Source organism: Actinoallomurus sp. NBC_01490 (assembly GCF_036227085.1).
Taxonomy (GTDB): domain Bacteria; phylum Actinomycetota; class Actinomycetes; order Streptosporangiales; family Streptosporangiaceae; genus Actinoallomurus; species Actinoallomurus oryzae.
In genome coordinates this window covers 7,631,531-7,650,184 of sequence record NZ_CP109433.1, presented here as the reverse complement: position 1 = coordinate 7,650,184, position 18,654 = coordinate 7,631,531, and the positions used below count along the sequence as shown (strand labels likewise).

Annotated in this window: 14 protein-coding genes; 7 read left to right on the top strand and 7 right to left on the bottom strand. The window is 70.8% G+C overall.

Features of this window, described 5'->3' with window-relative positions; translation table 11 throughout:
* Window positions 1-102: 102 nt before the first annotated feature.
* Window positions 103-1,353 (top strand): cytochrome P450 family protein, encoded by a 1,251-nt coding sequence (locus OG417_RS35320; protein WP_329238164.1) that lies wholly within the window; start codon window positions 103-105, stop codon window positions 1,351-1,353.
* 33 nt (window positions 1,354-1,386) lie between these two features.
* Here the strand turns inward: OG417_RS35320 and OG417_RS35315 are convergent, their stop codons facing one another.
* Window positions 1,387-2,433, bottom strand: a complete 1,047-nt coding sequence (locus tag OG417_RS35315; RefSeq protein WP_329238161.1) for an NAD(P)-dependent alcohol dehydrogenase — start codon at window positions 2,431-2,433, stop codon at window positions 1,387-1,389.
* Window positions 2,434-2,560: 127 nt separating this feature from the next.
* Here OG417_RS35315 and OG417_RS35310 point away from each other — a divergent pair, with 127 nt between their 5' ends.
* Complete coding sequence (locus OG417_RS35310; RefSeq protein ID WP_329238157.1) at window positions 2,561-3,385, top strand: helix-turn-helix transcriptional regulator; 825 nt, start codon at window positions 2,561-2,563, stop codon at window positions 3,383-3,385.
* Between the two features lie 25 nt (window positions 3,386-3,410).
* Here OG417_RS35310 and OG417_RS35305 read toward each other — a convergent pair whose 3' ends face one another.
* The 6 genes from OG417_RS35305 to OG417_RS35280 all read right to left on the bottom strand — a co-directional run bounded on the left by OG417_RS35305 (window position 3,411) and on the right by OG417_RS35280 (window position 10,849).
* Entirely contained in the window at window positions 3,411-4,193 is a 783-nt protein-coding gene (locus OG417_RS35305) for a S1 family peptidase (RefSeq protein WP_329238154.1), read from the bottom strand.
* A gap of 146 nt (window positions 4,194-4,339) precedes the next feature.
* Window positions 4,340-4,921: a TetR/AcrR family transcriptional regulator C-terminal domain-containing protein gene (locus tag OG417_RS35300; protein WP_329238151.1), complete on the bottom strand. Its 582-nt coding sequence runs from the start codon at window positions 4,919-4,921 to the stop codon at window positions 4,340-4,342.
* Between the two features lie 103 nt (window positions 4,922-5,024).
* Window positions 5,025-6,632 (bottom strand): ABC-F family ATP-binding cassette domain-containing protein, encoded by a 1,608-nt coding sequence (locus OG417_RS35295; protein WP_329238148.1) that lies wholly within the window; start codon window positions 6,630-6,632, stop codon window positions 5,025-5,027.
* Complete coding sequence (locus OG417_RS35290) at window positions 6,625-8,268, bottom strand: ABC-F family ATP-binding cassette domain-containing protein (RefSeq protein ID WP_329238146.1); 1,644 nt, start codon at window positions 8,266-8,268, stop codon at window positions 6,625-6,627. Before OG417_RS35290 ends, OG417_RS35295 begins: the two co-directional genes overlap by 8 nt.
* Before the next feature lie 282 nt (window positions 8,269-8,550).
* A complete protein-coding gene (locus tag OG417_RS35285; RefSeq protein ID WP_329238142.1) occupies window positions 8,551-9,432 on the bottom strand; it encodes a formylglycine-generating enzyme family protein in 882 nt (293 codons plus the stop codon).
* 193 nt (window positions 9,433-9,625) lie between these two features.
* Window positions 9,626-10,849, bottom strand: coding sequence for an ROK family transcriptional regulator (locus OG417_RS35280; protein ID WP_329238139.1), 1,224 nt, complete (start codon window positions 10,847-10,849; stop codon window positions 9,626-9,628).
* A 184-nt stretch (window positions 10,850-11,033) separates the two neighbouring features.
* Between OG417_RS35280 and OG417_RS35275 the strand changes: the two genes are divergently transcribed.
* From OG417_RS35275 to OG417_RS35255, 5 genes are read left to right on the top strand one after another with little or no spacing between them, the layout of a single operon-like run.
* Window positions 11,034-12,317, top strand: coding sequence for an ABC transporter substrate-binding protein (locus OG417_RS35275; protein WP_329238136.1), 1,284 nt, complete (start codon window positions 11,034-11,036; stop codon window positions 12,315-12,317).
* Between the two features lie 9 nt (window positions 12,318-12,326).
* Window positions 12,327-13,232, top strand: a complete 906-nt coding sequence (locus OG417_RS35270) for a carbohydrate ABC transporter permease (RefSeq protein WP_329238133.1) — start codon at window positions 12,327-12,329, stop codon at window positions 13,230-13,232.
* Window positions 13,229-14,131, top strand: coding sequence for a carbohydrate ABC transporter permease (locus OG417_RS35265; RefSeq protein ID WP_329238129.1), 903 nt, complete (start codon window positions 13,229-13,231; stop codon window positions 14,129-14,131). The genes OG417_RS35270 and OG417_RS35265 overlap by 4 nt, the downstream gene beginning before the upstream one ends.
* On the top strand, window positions 14,128-15,444 hold the full coding sequence (locus OG417_RS35260; RefSeq protein ID WP_329238127.1) for a sulfatase-like hydrolase/transferase: 1,317 nt from the start codon (window positions 14,128-14,130) through the stop codon (window positions 15,442-15,444). The genes OG417_RS35265 and OG417_RS35260 overlap by 4 nt, the downstream gene beginning before the upstream one ends.
* Window positions 15,445-15,499: 55 nt before the next feature.
* The gene (locus tag OG417_RS35255; RefSeq protein ID WP_329238123.1) at window positions 15,500-18,514 is read left to right on the top strand and encodes an alpha-mannosidase; all 3,015 of its coding nucleotides are present in this window, start codon (window positions 15,500-15,502) and stop codon (window positions 18,512-18,514) included.
* The last annotated feature ends 140 nt before the right edge of the window (window positions 18,515-18,654 follow it).

The window sequence follows — 18,654 nt, the reverse complement described above, 5'->3', positions numbered from 1 at the left end:
AGGCAGGGTGGACCTCGGGCATGACCTTCGCACCCGGCAACCGCGCGCGTTTTCTGGAGGCAGCCGATGACGTCCCCCCATGAGGCTTTACCGCCGGTCTCGGTGATCACGCTCGACCCCACCGGTGCCGACCACCACGGCGAGGCCGCACGCCTCCGTGCGGCCGGTCCGGTCGTCCGTGTCATCCTCCCCGGCGGCGTCCACGCCTGGGCCGTCACCCGCCACGCCGAGCTCGCCACCCTGGTCAAAGACCAGCGCGTGAGCAAGGACTGGCGTAACTGGACCGCCATCCGGGACGGCCGGATCCCGGACGACTGGCCGCTGATCGGCATGCTGAAGGTCGACAACATGGTCACCGCCGACGGCCCCCGCCACCATCGTCTGCGGCGGCTCGTCACCCAGACCCTCACCCGCCGCCGCGTCGAAGAACTCCGGCCTCGCATCGCCGAGATCGCCGGGCACCTGCTCGATGCCCTGCCCGGACACACCGCCCCTGACGGCTCGGTCGATCTCCGTCCGCACTTCGCCGTTCAGGTGCCGATGCAGGTGATCTGCGAGTTGACCGGCGTGCCTGAGCCGTGGCGGCCTCGGCTGCGGGAACTCGTGGAGTCCATCTTCCGTTCCACCACCGGTCCCGATGAGGTGACCCGGACTCAGCACGAGAGAGTCCGGCTGCTGCACGAGCTGATCAGGCTGCGGCGTGAACGGCCCGGCGATGACCTGACCAGCGCGCTCCTCACCGCCTGCGCCCACGATCCCGACGCGCTCACCGAGTCGGAACTGGTCGACACGCTGTGGCTGCTGCTCACCGCCGGCCACGAGACCACGCTCAGCCTGATCCTCAACGCCACCCGGGCTCTTCTCACCCATCCCGACCAGCGGGCCCTCGCCCAGAGCGGTGATGAGGCGACCTGGGCGGCCGTGGTGGAGGAGGTGTTGCGATGGGACGCCTCGATCGGCAACTTCATGGCCCGCTACCCGAAGGAGGACATCACCATCGCCGGCGTCACCATCCCCGCCGGGGAGGCGATCCTGGCCCCGTACAGCGCCGTCGGACGCGACCCGGCCCAGCACGGCCCCGACGCCGACCGATTCGACATCTCCCGAGAGAAGACCAAACACCTGGCCTTCGGCGGTGGCCCCCACGTCTGCCTCGGTGAGCCCCTGGCCAGGCTCGAAGCCACCGTCGCGCTTCGCGCGCTGTTCACCCGCTACCCGGACCTGGCTCTGGCCGTCGAGCCGACCGCACTCACGCCCACGGAGTCCCTGTTCACCAACACCACCCAAAGCCTGCCCGTCCGCCTGAAAAGCGGCGGGTCGGTGGTTCGAGCCTCGAAGCCTCGGCGCCCGTGATGTCGGCCGTCGCAGGGGAAGGCGTCGCGTTCGTCAGGACGTGAGGTCGAGGACGAACCGGTACTTGACGTCGCCGGCGGCCAGCCGGTCCAGTGCCGTGTTGACCTCGGCGACCGGCAGTACCTCGACGGTCGCGGTCACGTGGTGGGTGGCGCAGAAGTCGAGCATCTCCCGGGTGTCGGTGATGCCGCCGCTGCCCGCGGCCGCCAGCCGTTTGCGTCCGAACCGCAGGGTCTGAGGTGTGAAGGACAGCTCCGGCACGATGCCGAGCGTGCACAGGGTCCGATCGAAGCGGAGCGCCGTCAGGTAGGGCGAGAGGTCGTGCGCGCGGGGCACGGTGTCGAGGATGAAGTCGAATCTCCCGCGCTGCCCGGCCATGGCCTCGGCGTCGGTCGACACCACCACGTCGTCGGCACCGAGTTCCAGCATGTCCTTCGCCTTGCCGGGTGAGGTCGTGAAGCCCACGACCTCGGCGCCGAGCGCCTTGGCCAGCTTCACCGCCACGTGCCCGAGCCCGCCGAGGCCGATGACGCCGACCGTCTGCCCCGGGCCGACCTCCCACCGCCGGAGCGGCACCCAGGTGGTGATCCCCGCGCACATCAGCGGCGCTGTCCCGGCCGGGTCGAGCCCCTCGGGGCGCCGGTACACGAACGCCTGGTCGGCCACGTACTCGTCGCTGAACCCGCCCTGGGTCATGGACCCGTCGTGCCGGTCGCGCCCCCCGTAGGTCAGGGTCGGGAACTCCGCGCAGAACTCCTGATCACCGCTGCGGCAGGCCTCGCACACCCCGCACGAATCGACGATGTTCCCCACACAGACCGGATCGCCGACCCGCACACCGGTGACCGCACCGCCGACGGCCACCACCTCACCCACGATCTCGTGGCCCGGCACCAACGGAAAGACGTCCGGCTGCTCGTGGCCCGGTTGGGGGCGCACGGCCTCCAGGTCGGTGAAGCACACCCCCGCGTGCGTCACTCGCAGCGCGACGTCGGTGGGTCGCAGCTCACGGCGCTCGAAGCGCCAGGGCGCCAACGCCGACCCGGGCGCCTGGGCGGCCCAGCCGTTGACCGTTCGCATAATGGATCTCCTCTCGTTCACAACACGCCCATGCTGTCGCCGGACCGCGCCGTCCCACCATCGGTGGCCGATGACTGGGAATCCCAGGGCCACCCTCGTACCGGACGGCCGGACGTAGCCTGAAGCGATGGACAACGCCGCTCTCGCAGAATTCCTCCGGGCTCGCCGAGCCCTGGTCCGGCCCAAAGACGTGGGCCTCGGCGACGCCGGCGACGCCCGCCGCCGCGTGACGGGGCTGCGGCGCGAGGAACTGGCCCTCCTGGCGGGAGTGAGCGCGGACTACTACGTGCGCCTGGAGCAGGGACGCGGCCACCGGCCCTCGGAGAGCGTCCTGGAGTCGCTGGCCCGGGCGCTGCGACTGGACGAGGAACTGACGGAGCACCTGTACGCCCTGGCCCGCCCGGCACCGACCGCCACGCGCACCCGGGAGCGGGTGCCGGACACCGTGCAGGAACTACTGGACGCCTGGACGACGACACCGGCCACGGTGACCAGCCGCCGGATGAACGTCGTCGGATCGAACGCCCTGGCGTGCGAGCTGGCCTCCTGCTACGTGCCCGGGACGAACCTGCTGCGCGCGGTGTTCCTGGACCCTGGGACACGGGAGACACATGTGGACTGGAACGCGGCGGCGTCGGACGCGGTCGCCAACTTCCGGGCCCGGATCGGAACCGAGCGGGACGACCCTGAACTGACCGAACTCATCGGCGAACTCTCGCTGCACAGCCAGGAGTTCCGGGAACTGTGGGCCCGTCACGACGTCCGCACCACCACGGCGGGCGCGAAGAGCTTCCGGCACCCGGAGCTGGGCGTGATCAGCCTCCGCTTCCACGCGATGCCGCTGGAGGACGGCCAGGTGCTCACCGTCCTCCATGCCCGGCCGGGCTCACCGGACGAGCAGTCCCTGGCCCTGCTCGCCACGATGGCCGCGACCCGGCACCGCGGTCACTGATGTCCTGCCCCAGGTACGGTGTGGTTCAGGGAAGGGTGACGTACTGGCCGAGGAAGGCTCGGGCGTCGGGGGTGTCCAGCCGGTAATCGACGTTCGTCGACCGGCAGGCCGTGTCACCTGTGATCGTCGTGGCGACCAGGAGGTTCGAGCCGGTGTCTCCGAGGAAGTTCGGGCCGCCCGAGTCGCCGTAGCACGTGCCACCGTTGCCCGTCGCGGGATTCTGGGACAGCCGGAGCCATGCGTTCGTGAGGCTGTTGAGGGATCCGGACGCCTGGTTGCGGGTGTCCGTGTAGACGTAGGTCTTCCCGCCGGGGCCGTTCACCGGGGCGAGCGAGCCGTATCCGACCGAGGTGAACGCCGACGTCTGCAGGGTCCCGGCCGTCTTCATGCCGTCGAGTAGGCCCGCGGTGGGAAGCCTGGCGGGCGTGATTTTCGGTACGGCCTTGTCGAAGACGACCACGGCGATGTCGTGCGGGTCGGATTGGCTACCGCTGTACTGCGGGTTGGGTATGTACCGGCCGTTGTAGGTCGTCGCGCCGGGCTGGTACTTGCTCGCGAAGGAGACCCGGGCGGTGGTCTGCCCTGGGTCACCGCAGTGGGCGGCGGTCACGAAAACGGTCGGCGAGACGAGCGTGCCGCTGCAGTAGGCCCATGTCCCGTCGGAGTAGGCCTGGTCGGCGATGAGGGCTCCGACCTCCGGATGGGCGTTTCCGTCGGGGGAGCCGTAGGTGACGGCGGAGGCGGGGCCGGCCACGGCCATGAGAGACGCGGCCAATCCGAGGGAGGCAAGAACAAATCGTCTTCGCATGAGTTCACGGTAGGCAGCGAAGATCCCAATCGGGTCTCGACTTCGTCAGGTGCCTCGCCGTGCGATCGCACCGCGTTCCCGCGACGGCGAGGAGGGACAGTGCACGTGCCTCTCGGCCGAGCAGCCCGTCGCCGGGCCGACCGGTCTCACGGCGCGAGGCGGAGTCCCCGGATCGCCCGGTCGATGAAGTGATCCTGCGGCATGACGTCGTCCAAAAGCATCTTGGTGAACGCGTAGTTGACGCACGTGCCGATCAGGAGCTGGGCGGCGGCGTCGCAGTCGACGTCGGCCGCGATGCGGCCCAGCTCGCGTTCTTGGTCGAGGTAGGCCGCGACCCGCGTGTCCGCGGCCTGCGGTCCCATGCCGCGCGACGTGAGCACCCGCCGGAGCTGGAGAAGCTGGTCGGGTCTGGTGAAGACGCTCACCTTGGCGGCGAGGATCTCGCAGTAGAACCGGATCGTCGCCTGGGCGACGGGCACGAGGTTCTCCTCGACGCTCGCCTTGCCGGCCCGCGACTCCAGCTCCATCATCGTGCGCGCGTAGACCGGCAGGCGGTCGGTCAGCAGGGCGAGATAGAGGGTCATCGCGGACTGGTCAGATGACTCCGAGCCCCCACGCGCCGGGGCGGCCGGGCCCCGCATCATCTCGGTGGCGACCTCGACCACCTGGCGTCGTAGGGAGTCGGCACTGGACGGCGAGGGTGGTTCGGACGTGTCGTCGACGTTCATGATTTTTTAAGTATCCACGCCATCGGCCACGGGCGGGGCCGAGAACGCGATGTCGGCGATCGGCACGTCCGCCGGCCGAGCGCCGGATGTCCTCCCCGGCGGTTCACAGCCGCAGTTCGCGGCCGGTCCAGCGCGAGCGCAGCCACCGGTCGTGGCTGGCGACCACGACGGCGCCGGCGGTCGTGCCCAGGGCCTCCTCCAGCTCGTCGGAGAGCCGGGGCGACAGGTGGTTGGTGGGCTCGTCGAGCAGCAGCAGCTCCGGCGGGTCCGCCATGAGCAAGGCCAGGGCGAGCCGGCGACGCTGCCCGACGGACAGTTCCCCCACCCGCCTGTCGAGGTCCTGGCCGCCGATCAGGCCGAGGGACCGCAGCGGTACGGACTCGGCGCGTTCGACGCCGAGCGCCTGTTCGTAGGTCTGCCGCGCGGTGCGGTCCGGCCGGGCGAACACGGTGTCCTGGGTGAGCAGCCCGACCCTCAGCCCGCGGCGCCGCCGTACCTCGCCGCGGGCCTCCAGCCGGCCGGCCAGCAGCAGGAGCAGCGTCGACTTCCCCGCTCCGTTCGTCCCGGTGACCAGGAGCCGTTCGCCGGCCGCGAGGTCGAGGCCGTCGAGGGCGAGCCGTCCGGGTACGCGGACGCCGCGCAGCGACAGGAGGGTTCCGCCGGCGGACTCGGAGGCGAGCGTCGCGGCACGGAACCGCAGCGGCTCCGGCGGCTCGCCGACCTGGTCGCGCTCCAGCCGGTCGAGCCGGTGCGCGGCGTCGCGCACCCGCCGCGAGATCTGCTTCTGCACCCGGCCGCCGGAGTGCCCGTATCCCATCTTCTCGTTGTCGCGCCTCTCGCGGTCCGGCGCGACCCGGTGCGCGGTCACCGCGACCGTACGGCGCAGGTCGGCGAGTTCCTGCTGTTCCTCGGCGAAACGTCTCTGCCAGCGCTCCCGCTCGGCACGCTTCTCCGCCTGGTAGGCGGTGTAGCCGCCGCCGTAGCGGATCGGGCCGGACACCGAGGGGTCCAGGTCGATCAGGTCCGTGCAGACGGCGTCGAGGAACGCCCGGTCGTGGCTCGCCAGCACGACGACGCCGGGCAGCCCCCGCAGTTGCTCCTCCAGGAAGGCCGCCGCGGCGTCGTCGAGATGGTTGGTCGGCTCGTCGAGCAGCAGCGCCGCGGGCCGCCGGACCAGGAGCGCGGCCAGGGCGAGCCGACCGCGCTGCCCGCCGGACAGCGATCCGAGCGTGCGGTCGTGGCTCAGCCCGCCGAGCCCGAGGGCGCTGAGAACGATCTCGGCGCGCCGGTCGGCGTCCCAGGCCTGCAGTTCCTGCGCGTGTTCGAGCCGCTCGCCGTACTCGCCGAGAAGGTGAGCGTGGCCGGGGGAGTCCTGCGGTGTCTCGGCGAGCGCCCGGGTGAGCCGGTCCAGGTCGGCGAGGTCCTCACGGGCTTCGCGCAGGGCGTCGTCGATCACCTCGGCGATCGTCGACCTGCTCTCGTACACCATCTGCTGACGCAGGAAGCCGAGGTCCGGCGGGCGTACGACGGTACCGGCGTCGGGTTCGTCGGCCCCGGCGAGCAGCCGCAGCAGTGTCGACTTTCCCGCGCCGTTCTCGCCGATCAGCCCGATCCGCTGCCCGGGGGCGGCGGTGAGGGAGACACCGTCGAGCACCCGCCGCGTTCCGAACGTGCGAACCAGATCGTGGGCGAGCAGCGCCGGCTCAGGCATGGGGCACCGCCGGCGCACCGGTCTCGACGAGCCGGCCTCCGGACAGCCGGAGCCGGCGGTTGACCCGGATTTCGGCCAGGAACCGCTCGTCGTGGCTGACCACCACGAACGCGCCCTCGTAGGCGTTGAGCGCGCTCTCCAGCCGGCCGACGCTCACCAGGTCGAGGTTGTTGGTCGGTTCGTCCAGGAGGAGGAGCTGCGGCGCCGGTTCGGCGTACAGGACGCAGGCGAGGGTGGCCCGCAGGCGCTCGCCGCCCGACAGCACGCCGACCGGAAGGTGAATGCGGGAACCCCGGAACAGGAAGCGGGCGAGCAGGTTCATCCGCTGCGCGTCGGGGATGCCGGGCGCGAAGGCGGCCAGGTTCTGCGCCACGGTGCGTTCGAGGTCGAGCAGGTCCAGCCGTTGGGACAGGTACGCGATCCGGCCGTCGAAGCGCTTGATCGTGGCGCCTTCCGGCTCGATCTCGCCGCTCACCACGCGGAGCAGAGTGGACTTGCCGGAGCCGTTGGGCCCGGTCAGCGCGATCCGCTCGGGACCCTGGACGGTCAGGCCGACCCCGTTCCCGGCGAAGACGGCACGGTCGCCGTGGCGGACCTGGATGCGTTCGCCGCGGAAGACCGTGCGTCCGGCCGGGACGTTGGTGCGGGGCAGTTCCAGGGCGATCTTCTGCTCGTCGCGCAGGGCCCGGCCGGCCTCATCGAGCCGGGCCTTGGCATCGCTGACCCGGGCGGAGTGCGTCTGGCTCGCCTTGCCCGCGGACTCCTGGGCGCGCCGCTTCATGTTCCCGGCGAAGAGCTTCGGCAGCCCCGCGCTGTCGAGGTTGCGCGCGGCGTTGCTCGCCCGCCGCTCGGCCCGCTCACGGGCCTGCTGCATCTCCCGCTTCTCCCGCTTGACCTGCTGCTCGGCGTTGCGGACGGTCCTTTCCGCGGCCTCCTGCTCGGTGCGTACGGCCTCCTGGTAGGCGGTGAAGCTCCCGCCGTAGGACCGGACCTCACCCTGGTCGAGCTCGGCGATGCGGTCCATGCGGTCGAGCAGCGCCCGGTCGTGGCTGACCAGGAGCAGGCAGCCGCTGAAATCGTCGAGCACCCCGTAGAGCCGGTGACGCGCGTCGAGGTCGAGGTTGTTGGTCGGCTCGTCCAGCAGCAGGACGTCGGGGCGCTTCAGCAGCCGGCCGGCCAGGCCCAGGGAGACGACCTGGCCGCCGCTGAGGGTGTCCAGGCGCCGGGTGAGGGCGACGTCGCCGAGACCGAGCCGGTCCAGCTGGGCCGTGGTGCGCTCCTCGATGTCCCAGTCGTCGCCGATCGTGGTGAAGTGCTCCTCATCGACGTCACCGGACTCGACGGCGTCGATCGCCCGGATGATCGGGGCGATCCCCAGCACCTCGGCCACCGTCAGGTCGCCGGTGAGCGGCAGGCTCTGCGGCAGATGGCCGACCACTCCGTCGACGGAGACGGTCCCGCCGCCGGGCCGGTACTCACCCGCGATCAGCTTGAGCAGAGTGCTCTTACCGGCGCCGTTCGGTGCGACCAGGCCCGTACGGCCACCGCCGACCGCGAAGGACAGGTTCTGGAAGACCGGCGTGTCGTCCGGCCAGGAGAAGGACAGGTTCGAGCAGACGATGCATGCGTCGGACATGGAGGTGGTCCTCGGAAATAACGCGGGCGCGCCCAAGGCGCCCGGCAAGGGTTCAAAGGGGACGACGACAGAACGGCCACGGCGGCGTCTCGCCTGCCTGCGGCCGACTACTTCCGGGCATCACCCGGAGATGTCGTCGTCACCTGCCATGTGCGGCTCTCCCTTTTCCCGAGATCGTCCGCCAACGCTACCAGGAGCTCGGCTCGCCGTAGTAGCTCGGCGGAGGAGAGCGAAAAGCGAGGTCTGACCGGCACCCGGCGCGGGAGCGCGGCGGAGTGCCGGTCAGACGTCGGCGGCGCAGCGGAAGCCCAGGTTGCCGCTCGAACTGTCGGGGCTGTTGAAGGTACGTGCGGCGACCCGGTAGCGGTTGCAGTAGGAGTCGTGGCACAGGTACGAACCGCCGCGCATCGGACGCTCGGCGTCGCTCGTACGGAACCGTCCGGCGCACCATTCCCACACGTTGCCCGAAACGTTGTAGAGCCCGAAGCCGTTGGGCGGGAAGGCGTCCACCGGAGCGGTGCCGGCGTAACCGTCCTCCGCGGTGTCGCGCACCGGGAAGCGGCCCTGCCAGATGTTGCACCGGTGTTCGCCGTCGGGGGTGAGCTCGTCGCCCCACGGGTAACGGGCCTGCTCCAGGCCGCCACGTGCGGCGTACTCCCACTCGGCCTCCGTCGGCAGCCGCCGGCCGGCCCAGGCGCAGTACGCGACGGCGTCACGCCATGACACGTGTACCACCGGGTGGTCCCAGCGGTCCTCGACCGTGCTCCCGGGCCCTTCCGGCGCCCGCCAGTACGCTCCGGAGACGCCACACCACCACGGCGTCTGTGGCGGCCTCGGCGATCTCTTGCGCAGTTCGCCGGGCAGGAACTTGGCGAAGACATAGGTCCAGCCGAACTCCTCGGCGTCCGTTCGATAGCCCGTCGCGTCGGCGAACTCCGCGAACCGCGCGTTCGACACGCAGTACGGATCGATGGCGAAGGGCGCGACGGTGACCTCGCGGACGGGCCCCTCGCCGTCGTCGGGAAATCCGTCGGTGTCCTGGGTGCCCATCAGGAACGTGCCGCCCGGCAGCGTGATCAGCTCGCCGGAGGCGTGACCGCGGCTCGGCAGGTCATGCGGGACCTCCCGGCCCTGAGAGCGCGAGGGGGGACAGCATCCGGACATGCGCGAAGAACCTCCTGACGTGCACGAGCAACCTCCTGGCGTGCGTGACCCGCATCATGTCAAGGCCCACGCCCTGGCGGCCGACCGGGTCACCGGCATGGCCGGGCCACTGGCGTTCGCGCCCGCCCGGTCACCGGCGTGCGTGCCGTCCGCGTACGGGCCGGGCGGCGCGTGCCGGCGACATCGCTTCCGATCAGTGGGGGACGAGCAGGTGGTCGGAGCGCGCCGAGGCCATCGACGACATGACGAGCGAGGCCGCGCCGATGGCGCCCCCGTCCTCGCCCAGGGTCGTGCCGCGCACCTCGACCGTGTGCACGTCGCTCACCGTGAGCAGTGAGGCGGTGATCGGCGGCACGATCCGCAGGTAGATCCGCGAGAGCGCGGACCAGCTCGGCCCGCCCAGGACGACGGCGTCGAGGTCCAGGATGTTGGCGAGGTTGCCGGCGATGCGGGCGATGGCGCGCGCCGACTTCTCGACGATGGCGAGCGCCTGTTCGTCGCCTCCGTCGGCGAGGGCGCAGAGATGCCTTAACGCGGTCTCGACGGCCAGGGGATCGTCGAGGTCCACCGACGGGATCGTGCCGGAGCCGGCGGCCGCGGAGACGAGGTGAACCGGGGCGGAGGTGATCGCGATGCACCCGCGCCCGCCGCACGGGCAGCGGGGTCCGTCGGGATCGCCGCTGAGGTGGCCGATCTCGCCGAGGTTGTCGGACGTGCCGCGCATCACCTCGCCGTCGAGGACGACGCCGGCGCCGATCCCGGTGCCGAGGTAGATGAAGGCGAAGTTCGAGAGCGTACCGCCGCCCGCCCAGAGCTCTCCCGTGGCGGCGGCGATGGTGTCCTTTTCCAGCACGACCGGCAGGCCGACGCGACTCTCGAGCTCGTCGCGGAGCCGTACGACGCCCCAGCCGCGGAGGTTGGGCGGCCCGACCAGCGAGCCGGAGTCCGCCTTGATGGGCCCGGGAGCCGACACACCGAGCCCGGACACGCGTTGCCGGGGGATGCCCCGGCGGCCCACGAGGTCGGCGACCGCGTCGACGATCGCCTTGAGCACGTCCTCCGGGCCGTCCGTGGTCGGGGTCACGATCGAGGCGCGGTCCTCGACCTCACCGGCGAGGTTGAGGAGCACGAGCGTCATCCGGGCCGGGTCGATGTGCAGACCCACCGAGTACCGGCCCTGCGGGACCACTCTGAACATCGTCCGGCGCGCTCCGGTGTCGGCCGCCACGCGCCCGGCGGCCTCGATGAGCCCCGCGTCGACGAGGCGGCGGCAGATGTTGGAGACGGTCTGCCCCGACAGGCCGGTGCGCTCGGACAGCTCGACACGGCTGATGTTCGAGCCGCGGCGTACCAGGTCAAGGATGAGCAGCTGGTTGTAGTCGCCGACGCGCGGAAGATTCGATCCCCGTCGCTCCATCGCGATCCTCCCGGTCCGGCGAGTGGGGGCCGTCACGCGCGCTTCGGCGCTGACGCAAACAGATCGTAGATCACACGCTGACGGCGGAGATCGTAGGTCACGGAAGAGTCTGTTGTAAATCAAATTGATTGTGTTAGCGTCCTGGGATCCCGCTGCGGGCCAGTGCCTCTGAAGGAGTTGCAGCATGAAGTTCACGAAGTCGGCCGTGGCCGCCGCAATGTTGAGCCTCGTCCTTCCCCTCGGGGCGTGCTCGGGCTCCGGTTCCGGATCCGGCTCGGTGAACCTGGTCTTCCGGCAGTTCGACCCGAAGGGCGAGGTCGCCGGCCTCAGCACCGCGATCGACGCGTGGAACAAGAGCCACCCGAAGATCCACGTCGAGATGCAGACGCTGAGCCCCAACAACGTGCAGCAGTTCGCACGTGAGGCCAACTCCGGGTCCGGGCCCGACATCGACCAGATCGGCTACGCCGACGTCGCGTTCGTCGCCAAGCCGAAGATCCTGCTGCCGCTGGACGACCTCATGAAGAAGGACCCCCTGCCCGGCGGGACGGACAACCTCCTCGCGAAGGACATGGTCACCTTCGACGGCAAGACCTGGGCCATGCCCTGGACGGCCGACACCATGGCACTCGTCTACAACCCCAAGGCACTCTCCGACGCGGGCGTCCCGAGCCCGCCGGCCACCTGGGAGCAGCTCGCCGCCGACGCGAAGCAGATCAGCTCCCACAGCTCCGGCAAGACCAGCGGCTTCTGCTTCGCGGCCTCCGGCTCCGCGACGAGCTCCCAGTGGAACGCGATCAACTACTACATCTGGGCGCACGGCGGCACGCTCGTGCAGAAGAACGCCTCGGGCACGTGGCAGCCCGGCATCGCGCAGCCCCAGCTCGCGAGCGCGATCCAGTACTTCGCCGACCTGTTCTCCTCCGGGGCCTCACCGAAGGCAGACCAGGCGGTGCAGGACTACAGCGACCCCTCCATCGTCAACGGCCTCGCGACCGGTTCGTGCGCGATGAGCTACGAGCCGCCGGAGACCTTCGCGTCCCTGGAGAAGCAGGCGAAGGCGGCCGGGACGACGCTGACGACCGCGCCGATGCCCTCGGGCCTGACCGACGGCACGACGCACCTCGGCGGTCGCGCGCTCGGCATCAACCGCAACAGCAAGCACCCGGACGAGGCGTGGCAGGTCATCAAGTACCTGATGAGCGCCACGACGTTCAAGACCTACTCCCAGTACCCGGCCTCCACGAGCACCCTCACCGAGCTGAAGGTGCCGAAGTCGCAGCAGGGATACGTCAAGCAGCTGCCGCACTCGCGCTCGTTCGCCCGCTACATCGGCTCCGACATGACGGTCGCCTCGATCGAGCAGCTCGTCAACCAGCACTTCTCGGCCGTCTACTCGGGCCAGTCGTCCAGCTCGGAGGCCGCCGGGGCGATCATCTCCGGGCTGACCAAGGGCCTGAAGGGCTGAGCGGTGCCGATGGCCTCCCGCTCCGCACGACGTCAGCCGTACGCGCTGACGACACCGGCTCTCCTCGTCATCGGCGTCCTGTTCGTCTTCCCCAGCGTGTACAACGTGGTGCTGGCGTTCCAGAAGCTGAGCCCGTACGACGCGCCCGGCGACGCCGAGTGGGTGGGGTTCGACAACTTCAAAGCGATCTTCAGTGACCCGCAGATCGGCAGCGCCACGCTCAACACGGCCTTCTGGCTGACCGCGCTGACGGTGACGATCCGGCTCGTGCTCGGCCTGGCGCTCGCGCTCCTCCTGCAGAGCCGGGTGCTCCAGCGGTGGCACCTGCGGGGCCTGTGCCGCACCCTCGTCCTCGTCCCGTGGATGCTCCCGCCGGTCGTCGCGGTCGCCTGCTGGAAGTCGATCTTCGACGCCAACACCGGAGTGCTCAACCAGTTCCTCGTCAGCACGCACCTCGTGTCCAAGGGCGTGCCCTTCCTGGCCCAGACGAGCACCGCGTGGTGGTCGGTGATCGCCATCATCGTCTGGCGTGAGCTGCCCTTCGTCGTGGTCGTGATGATGGCGGGCCTGCAGTCGATCCCCAAGGAGCAGTACGAGGCGGCGGCGATCGACTCCGCGGGGCGCTGGAAGTCCTTCCTCCACATCACGCTGCCCAACATGCGGCCCGTCATCGTCGTCGTCGTGCTCATGACGGTGATCCAGACGTTCAACAACTTCGTCTACGTCTGGCTCTCGACCGGGGGAGGGCCGGGTACGTACACGCAGGTGCTCGCCACCCAGCTGTACTCGGCCGCGTTCGTGGCCAACGACCTCGGACAGGGCGCCGCGATCGGCATCGTCATGACGGCGACGATGGCGGTGTTCGCCCTGGTTTACCTGCGGGTGACGAGTGATCGGGAAGGACGGTCCGCATGACCGCCGACGTGACGTCGAGGCCGGCCCGCCCTGACGAGCGAAAGAGGCCCGCCCCGAGACGCGACCCGAACCGGCGGCGGGCGCGCGACCTGCTCGTGATCGTGCCGACCTTCGCGATCCTGCTCGTGATCGTCTTCCCCGTCCTGTGGATGGTCTTCACCTCGCTGCGGCCGACGACGGCGCTCGCCGCCCGGCTGCCCTGGAGCCGGTACTTCGACGGCCTCGGGTTCGGCGCCTACTCCAGGCTGTTCGGCAACTCCGACTTCGCGCGGTACATCGGGAACAGCCTGCTGGTCTCGGCCGTCAGCACGGTCTGCACCGTCGTGCTGGCGAGCCTGGCGGCCTACGCGCTGTCGCGGTTCGCCTTCCGGCTGCGCCGGACCATCATGATGGTCGTCCTCGCGACGCAGCTGCTGCCCTTCGTCGTGCTGATCACGCCGATCTACCTCTCGTTCGGGGAGCTCGGCCTGCTCAACTCCTACGTCGGCCTGATCATCGTGTACACCGCGATGACCCTGCCGCTCGCGATCTACCTGTTGATGGGCTACTTCAACACCATCCCGATCGCGCTCGACGAGGCGGCGCGCATCGACGGCTGCTCGAACGTGGGCGTGATCTTCCGGGTCGTCTTCCCGATCGCGCTGCCCGGCATCGTCACAGTGATCGTCACGACCTTCATCGCGACGTGGGAGGAGTACTTCTTCGCGAGCGTGCTGAACACGAGCGAGGACCTGAAGACCGTCCAGGTGGGGCTGTCGTCCTTCTTCGGGGAGTACACGAGCGACTGGGGCGTGATCATGGCCGCCGCCACGGTGGCGACCGTCCCCACCATCGTCCTGTTCTCCGTCGTACAGAAACGGCTGGTCGCCGGAATGGCCGCTGGGAGCGTCAAAGAATGAATCCGACCGACGAACGCCCGAACGTCGTCGTCATCTACGCCGACGACCTGGGCTGGGGCGACCTCGGCTGCTTCGGCGCCGACGACTTCGACACCCCCGCCCTGGACGGGCTCGCCGCCTCCGGCGTCCGCCTGCCGCAGTGGTACTCCAACGCGCCCGTCTGTTCGCCCTCCCGGGCGTCGCTCCTCACGGGCCGCCACCCCGCGCACGCCGGTGTGGAGGCGATCCTCGGCGGGACGCGGCGCACCCCCGGGCTCCCGCCCCAGCCGACGCTCGCGAGCGCCCTGCGGGAGCGCGGCTACGCCACCGGCATCTTCGGCAAGTGGCACCTGGGCGCCGACCCCGCCTACGGGCCGCTGCACCGCGGCTTCGACGAGCACTTCGGCTTCCGCGCCGGCTGCGTCGACTACTACTCCCACATCTACTACTGGGGCGACCACAACCCGATCCACGACCTGTGGGAGGGCGAGGACGAGGTCTGGCTGAACGGCGAGTACCTCACCACGGTCATCGCGCGCCGGGCCGTCGACTTCATCGAGCGGAACGCCGAACGCCCGTTCTTCTGCTACGTGCCGTTCAACGCGCCGCACTACCCCCTGCACGCGCCCGAGGAGTACATGGCGCAGTTCGCCCACCTGCCGGACGGCCGGCGCATGATGGCGGCGATGGTGAAGGCCATGGACGACGGCGTCGCGGAGATCCTCGACGCCCTCGACCGGCTCGGCCTGCGCGAGAACACCATCGTCTTCATGTCCTCCGACAACGGCCCGTCGATCGAGGAGCGCAACTGGCTCGACGGGGAGGAGGTCTCCTACGACGGCGGCTCGGCCGGCGGCCTGCGCGGCCACAAGGGCTCGCTCTTCGAGGGCGGTATCCGCGTGCCCGCCATCATCTCCTGGCCCGCGGCGATTCCGGCCGGCGGGCCGGGTGACGTGGTCGGCTGCATGGCCGACGTCGTCCCCACCGTGCTCGAGGCCGTGGACGGCGCCGAGCCCGCCGACGAGACGATCGACGGCAGGTCGCTGCTGCCGCTGCTGAAGAGCGGCGAGGCCGGTCCCGACCGCTGGCTGTTCTGGGAGTACGAGGGGCAGCTCGCCGGCCGGCTCGGCCGCTGGAAGGTGGTGCTGGACGCCTGCGAGAGCATGCAGGTGGACGTGGCCGTGCCCGAGGGCCTCTACGACCTCCTCGACGACCCGGGTGAGCGGCGCGAGCTGTCGCGGACCCACCCGGACCGGTTCCGCGAGATGCGCGAGGAGCTCGAACGCTGGGCGGAGCGCTGCGCCGGGTGGCGCGGCGAGGCGCCGGTTCGCTAGCCCGCTCGTTCCCCCGCATTGCGTTCCCTCACCTCTGCCACGGTCAGGAGCCTTCATGCACGACACCACCCCCCAGATCGAGATGCGCGTCGAGCGCTTCGTACGCGAGCGGATCGCGCCCGCCGTGGAGCGCCGTCACGTCGCGCTCGACGTGACGGCGTGGGAGGTGCCCGACGAGCCGGTGCCGTTCGCGGAGGCGGCGGCGCAGAGCTTCACCGTCTTCAAGCCCGGCATGTCCTGGAGCAGGCCGTGGGGGACGACCTGGTTCCGGGTCACCGGTGAGATCCCCGAGGGGTGGGGAGGTCCGGACGTCGCGCTGGAGATGGTCGTCGACCTGGGCTTTTCGGCACGGCAGCCGGGCTTTCAGGCCGAGGGCCTCATCTACCGGCCCGACGGCACGATCGTGAAGGGCCTGGAGCCGCTGAACAACGCCGTGCCCGTCGGCCCCGGGCCGGTCGACCTCTACATCGAGGCCGCGTCCAACCCCGACGTGGGCGGGCACTACTTCTACCTGCCCACCCCGCTCGGCGACAAGGCGACCGCCGGCACCGAGCCCATCTACACGCTCCGCCGCGTCGACCTGGTCGAGCGCGACCTGACCGTCTACGGCCTGCTCCAGGACTGCTGGACCCTCGTCGGACTCATGGAGGAGCTGGAGGCGTCCCTGCCGCGCCGCGCCGAGATCCTGCGCGCGCTGGAGCGGATGTGCGACGTCGTGGACCCCGACCGCGTGGCCGAGACCGCCGCCGCGGGCCGGGAGGCCCTGGCGGACGTGCTCGCCTCGCCCGCCTACTCCAGCGCGCACCAGGTGATCGCGGTGGGGCACGCGCACATCGACTCGGCCTGGCTGTGGCCGACGCGCGAGACGATCCGCAAGTGCGCCCGTACGTTCTCGAACGTGCTCGCGCTCATGGATGAGTACCCGGACTTCGTGTTCGCCTGCTCCAGCGCCCAGCAGTACGCGTGGATGAAGGAGCACTATCCGGCGCTGTTCGAGCGCATCCGCCGGCGCGTCGCCGAGGGGCGGTTCGTGCCGGTGGGCGGGATGTGGGTCGAGTCCGACACGAACATGCCCGGCGGCGAGGCGCTCGCGCGCCAGTTCGTGTACGGGAAGGGCTTCTTCCTGCGCGAGTTCGGCTTCGAGCCCGACGAGGTGTGGCTGCCCGACTCGTTCGGCTACACGGGGGCGCTGCCGCAGATCGCGCGTGCGGCGGGCGCGCACGCGTTCCTCACCCAGAAGATCTCCTGGAACGAGACCAACCGGATGCCGCACCACACGTTCTGGTGGGAGGGCATCGACGGCAGCCGCATCTTCACGCACTTCCCCCCGGCCGACACCTACAACTCCGACCTCTCCGGCGCCGACCTGGCCCGCGCCCAGCGGCAGTACGCCGAGAAGGGCGTCTCCAACGTCTCGCTCACGCCGTTCGGATTCGGCGACGGGGGAGGAGGGCCGACCCGGGAGATGATGGAGGCCGCCGCTCGTACGCGCTCGCTGGAGGGGTCGCCGCGGGTCGAGGTCGGCACGCCGCGGCGCTTCTTCGGACTCGCGCGGGAGACCCACCCGGCGCCGGCGACGTGGTCGGGGGAGATGTACCTGGAGCTGCACCGGGGCACCTACACCTCCCAGGCGAACACCAAGCAGGGCAACCGGCGCAGCGAACACCTCCTGCGCGAGGCGGAGCTCTGGAGCGCGACCGCGGCCTGGCGCGGGCTCGCGGACTATCCGCATGAGACGCTCGACGACGCGTGGCGAACCGTGCTGCTCCAGCAGTTCCACGACATCCTGCCCGGTTCCTCGATCGCCTGGGTGCACCAGGAGGCCGAGCGCAACTACGCGGCCGTCGCCGCCGCGCTCGAACCGCTGATCGACGAGGCGCAGCGGGCGCTCGCCGGGCCGGGCTCGGCGCCGGTCGTCTTCAACGCGGCACCGGTCGCGGCGGCCGGGGCGCCCGCGCTCGGAGCGGCGGCCGGGTCCGCACCCGCCCGCGTGGCGCCCGTCGCCGCCGATCCGGGGTGGGTGCTCGACAACGGCGTCGTCCGGGCCGTCTTCGACGCCACGGGCCTGCTCGTCTCGTTCGTCGAGGCCTCCTCGGGGCGGGAGCTCGTGGCGGCCGGCGAGGCGGCGGCCCTGCTCCAGGTGTTCCGCGACACTCCGAACCAGTGGGACGCCTGGGACATCGACGCGCACTACCGGCACACCGTGACCGAGCTGCGCGAGGCCGACGCGGTGGAGGCCACCGGCGAGGCGCTCATCGTACGGCGCTCGTTCCACCGCTCCACGTTCACGCAGACCTTCCGGCTCGCGGAGGGTTCGCGCGAGCTGGAGATCGAGACCCGCGCCGACTGGCAGGAGCGGGAGAAGATGCTCAAGCTCGCGTTCCCGCTCGCGGTGCACGCCGACCGGGCGTCGTCGGAGGTGCAGTTCGGGCACGTGCAGCGGCCCACCCATGCGAACACCTCCTGGGACATGGCGCGCTTCGAGACGGCGGCGCACCGATGGGTGCACGTCGGCGAACCGGGCTTCGGCGCGGCCGTCGCGAACGACTCGACCTACGGTCACGACATCACCCGCCGGTGGGCGCCCGACGGCTCGACGGTCACGCTCGTGCGCGAGTCGCTGTTGCGCGCGCCGCGCTTCCCGGACCCCCACGCCGACCAGGGAGAACATGTCCTGCGCACCGCGCTGCGGCCCGCCCCGACCGTGCTGGAGGCCCTCGACACCGGCTACCGGCTCAACCTTCCGGTGCGTACGGTGACCGGAGGCGGCCCGGTGGCCCCGCTCGTCACGGTCTCCTCGCCCGCGGTCGTGGTGGAGGCCGTCAAGCTCGCCGAGGACCGCTCCGGCGACCTCGTCGTGCGGCTCTACGAGGCGCGCGGAGGCCGGGCGCGGGCGCGCGTCGAGGTCTCCGAGCCCGTCGAGCGGGCCTGGACGACCGACCTGCTCGAACGGGACGCGGCCGGCCTCGCCGACACCGTGGTGCAGGCCTCCGCGTGGGCGGCCGGGGAACCGATCGAGATCGCCTTCCGGCCCTTCGAGATCGTCACGCTGCGGTTGCGGCGGGGTTAGCGGGGGAGCCACACGGGTGGCCGCGAGCACGGACCGTCAATCCCGCACGAGCGGCCGATACCGGTCAGTAACGTCGCGTGAAAAAGGGATGAATCCGTGCTGAGGTCGGAAGGTGCAGTAATCCGGACATCTGGCCGAAT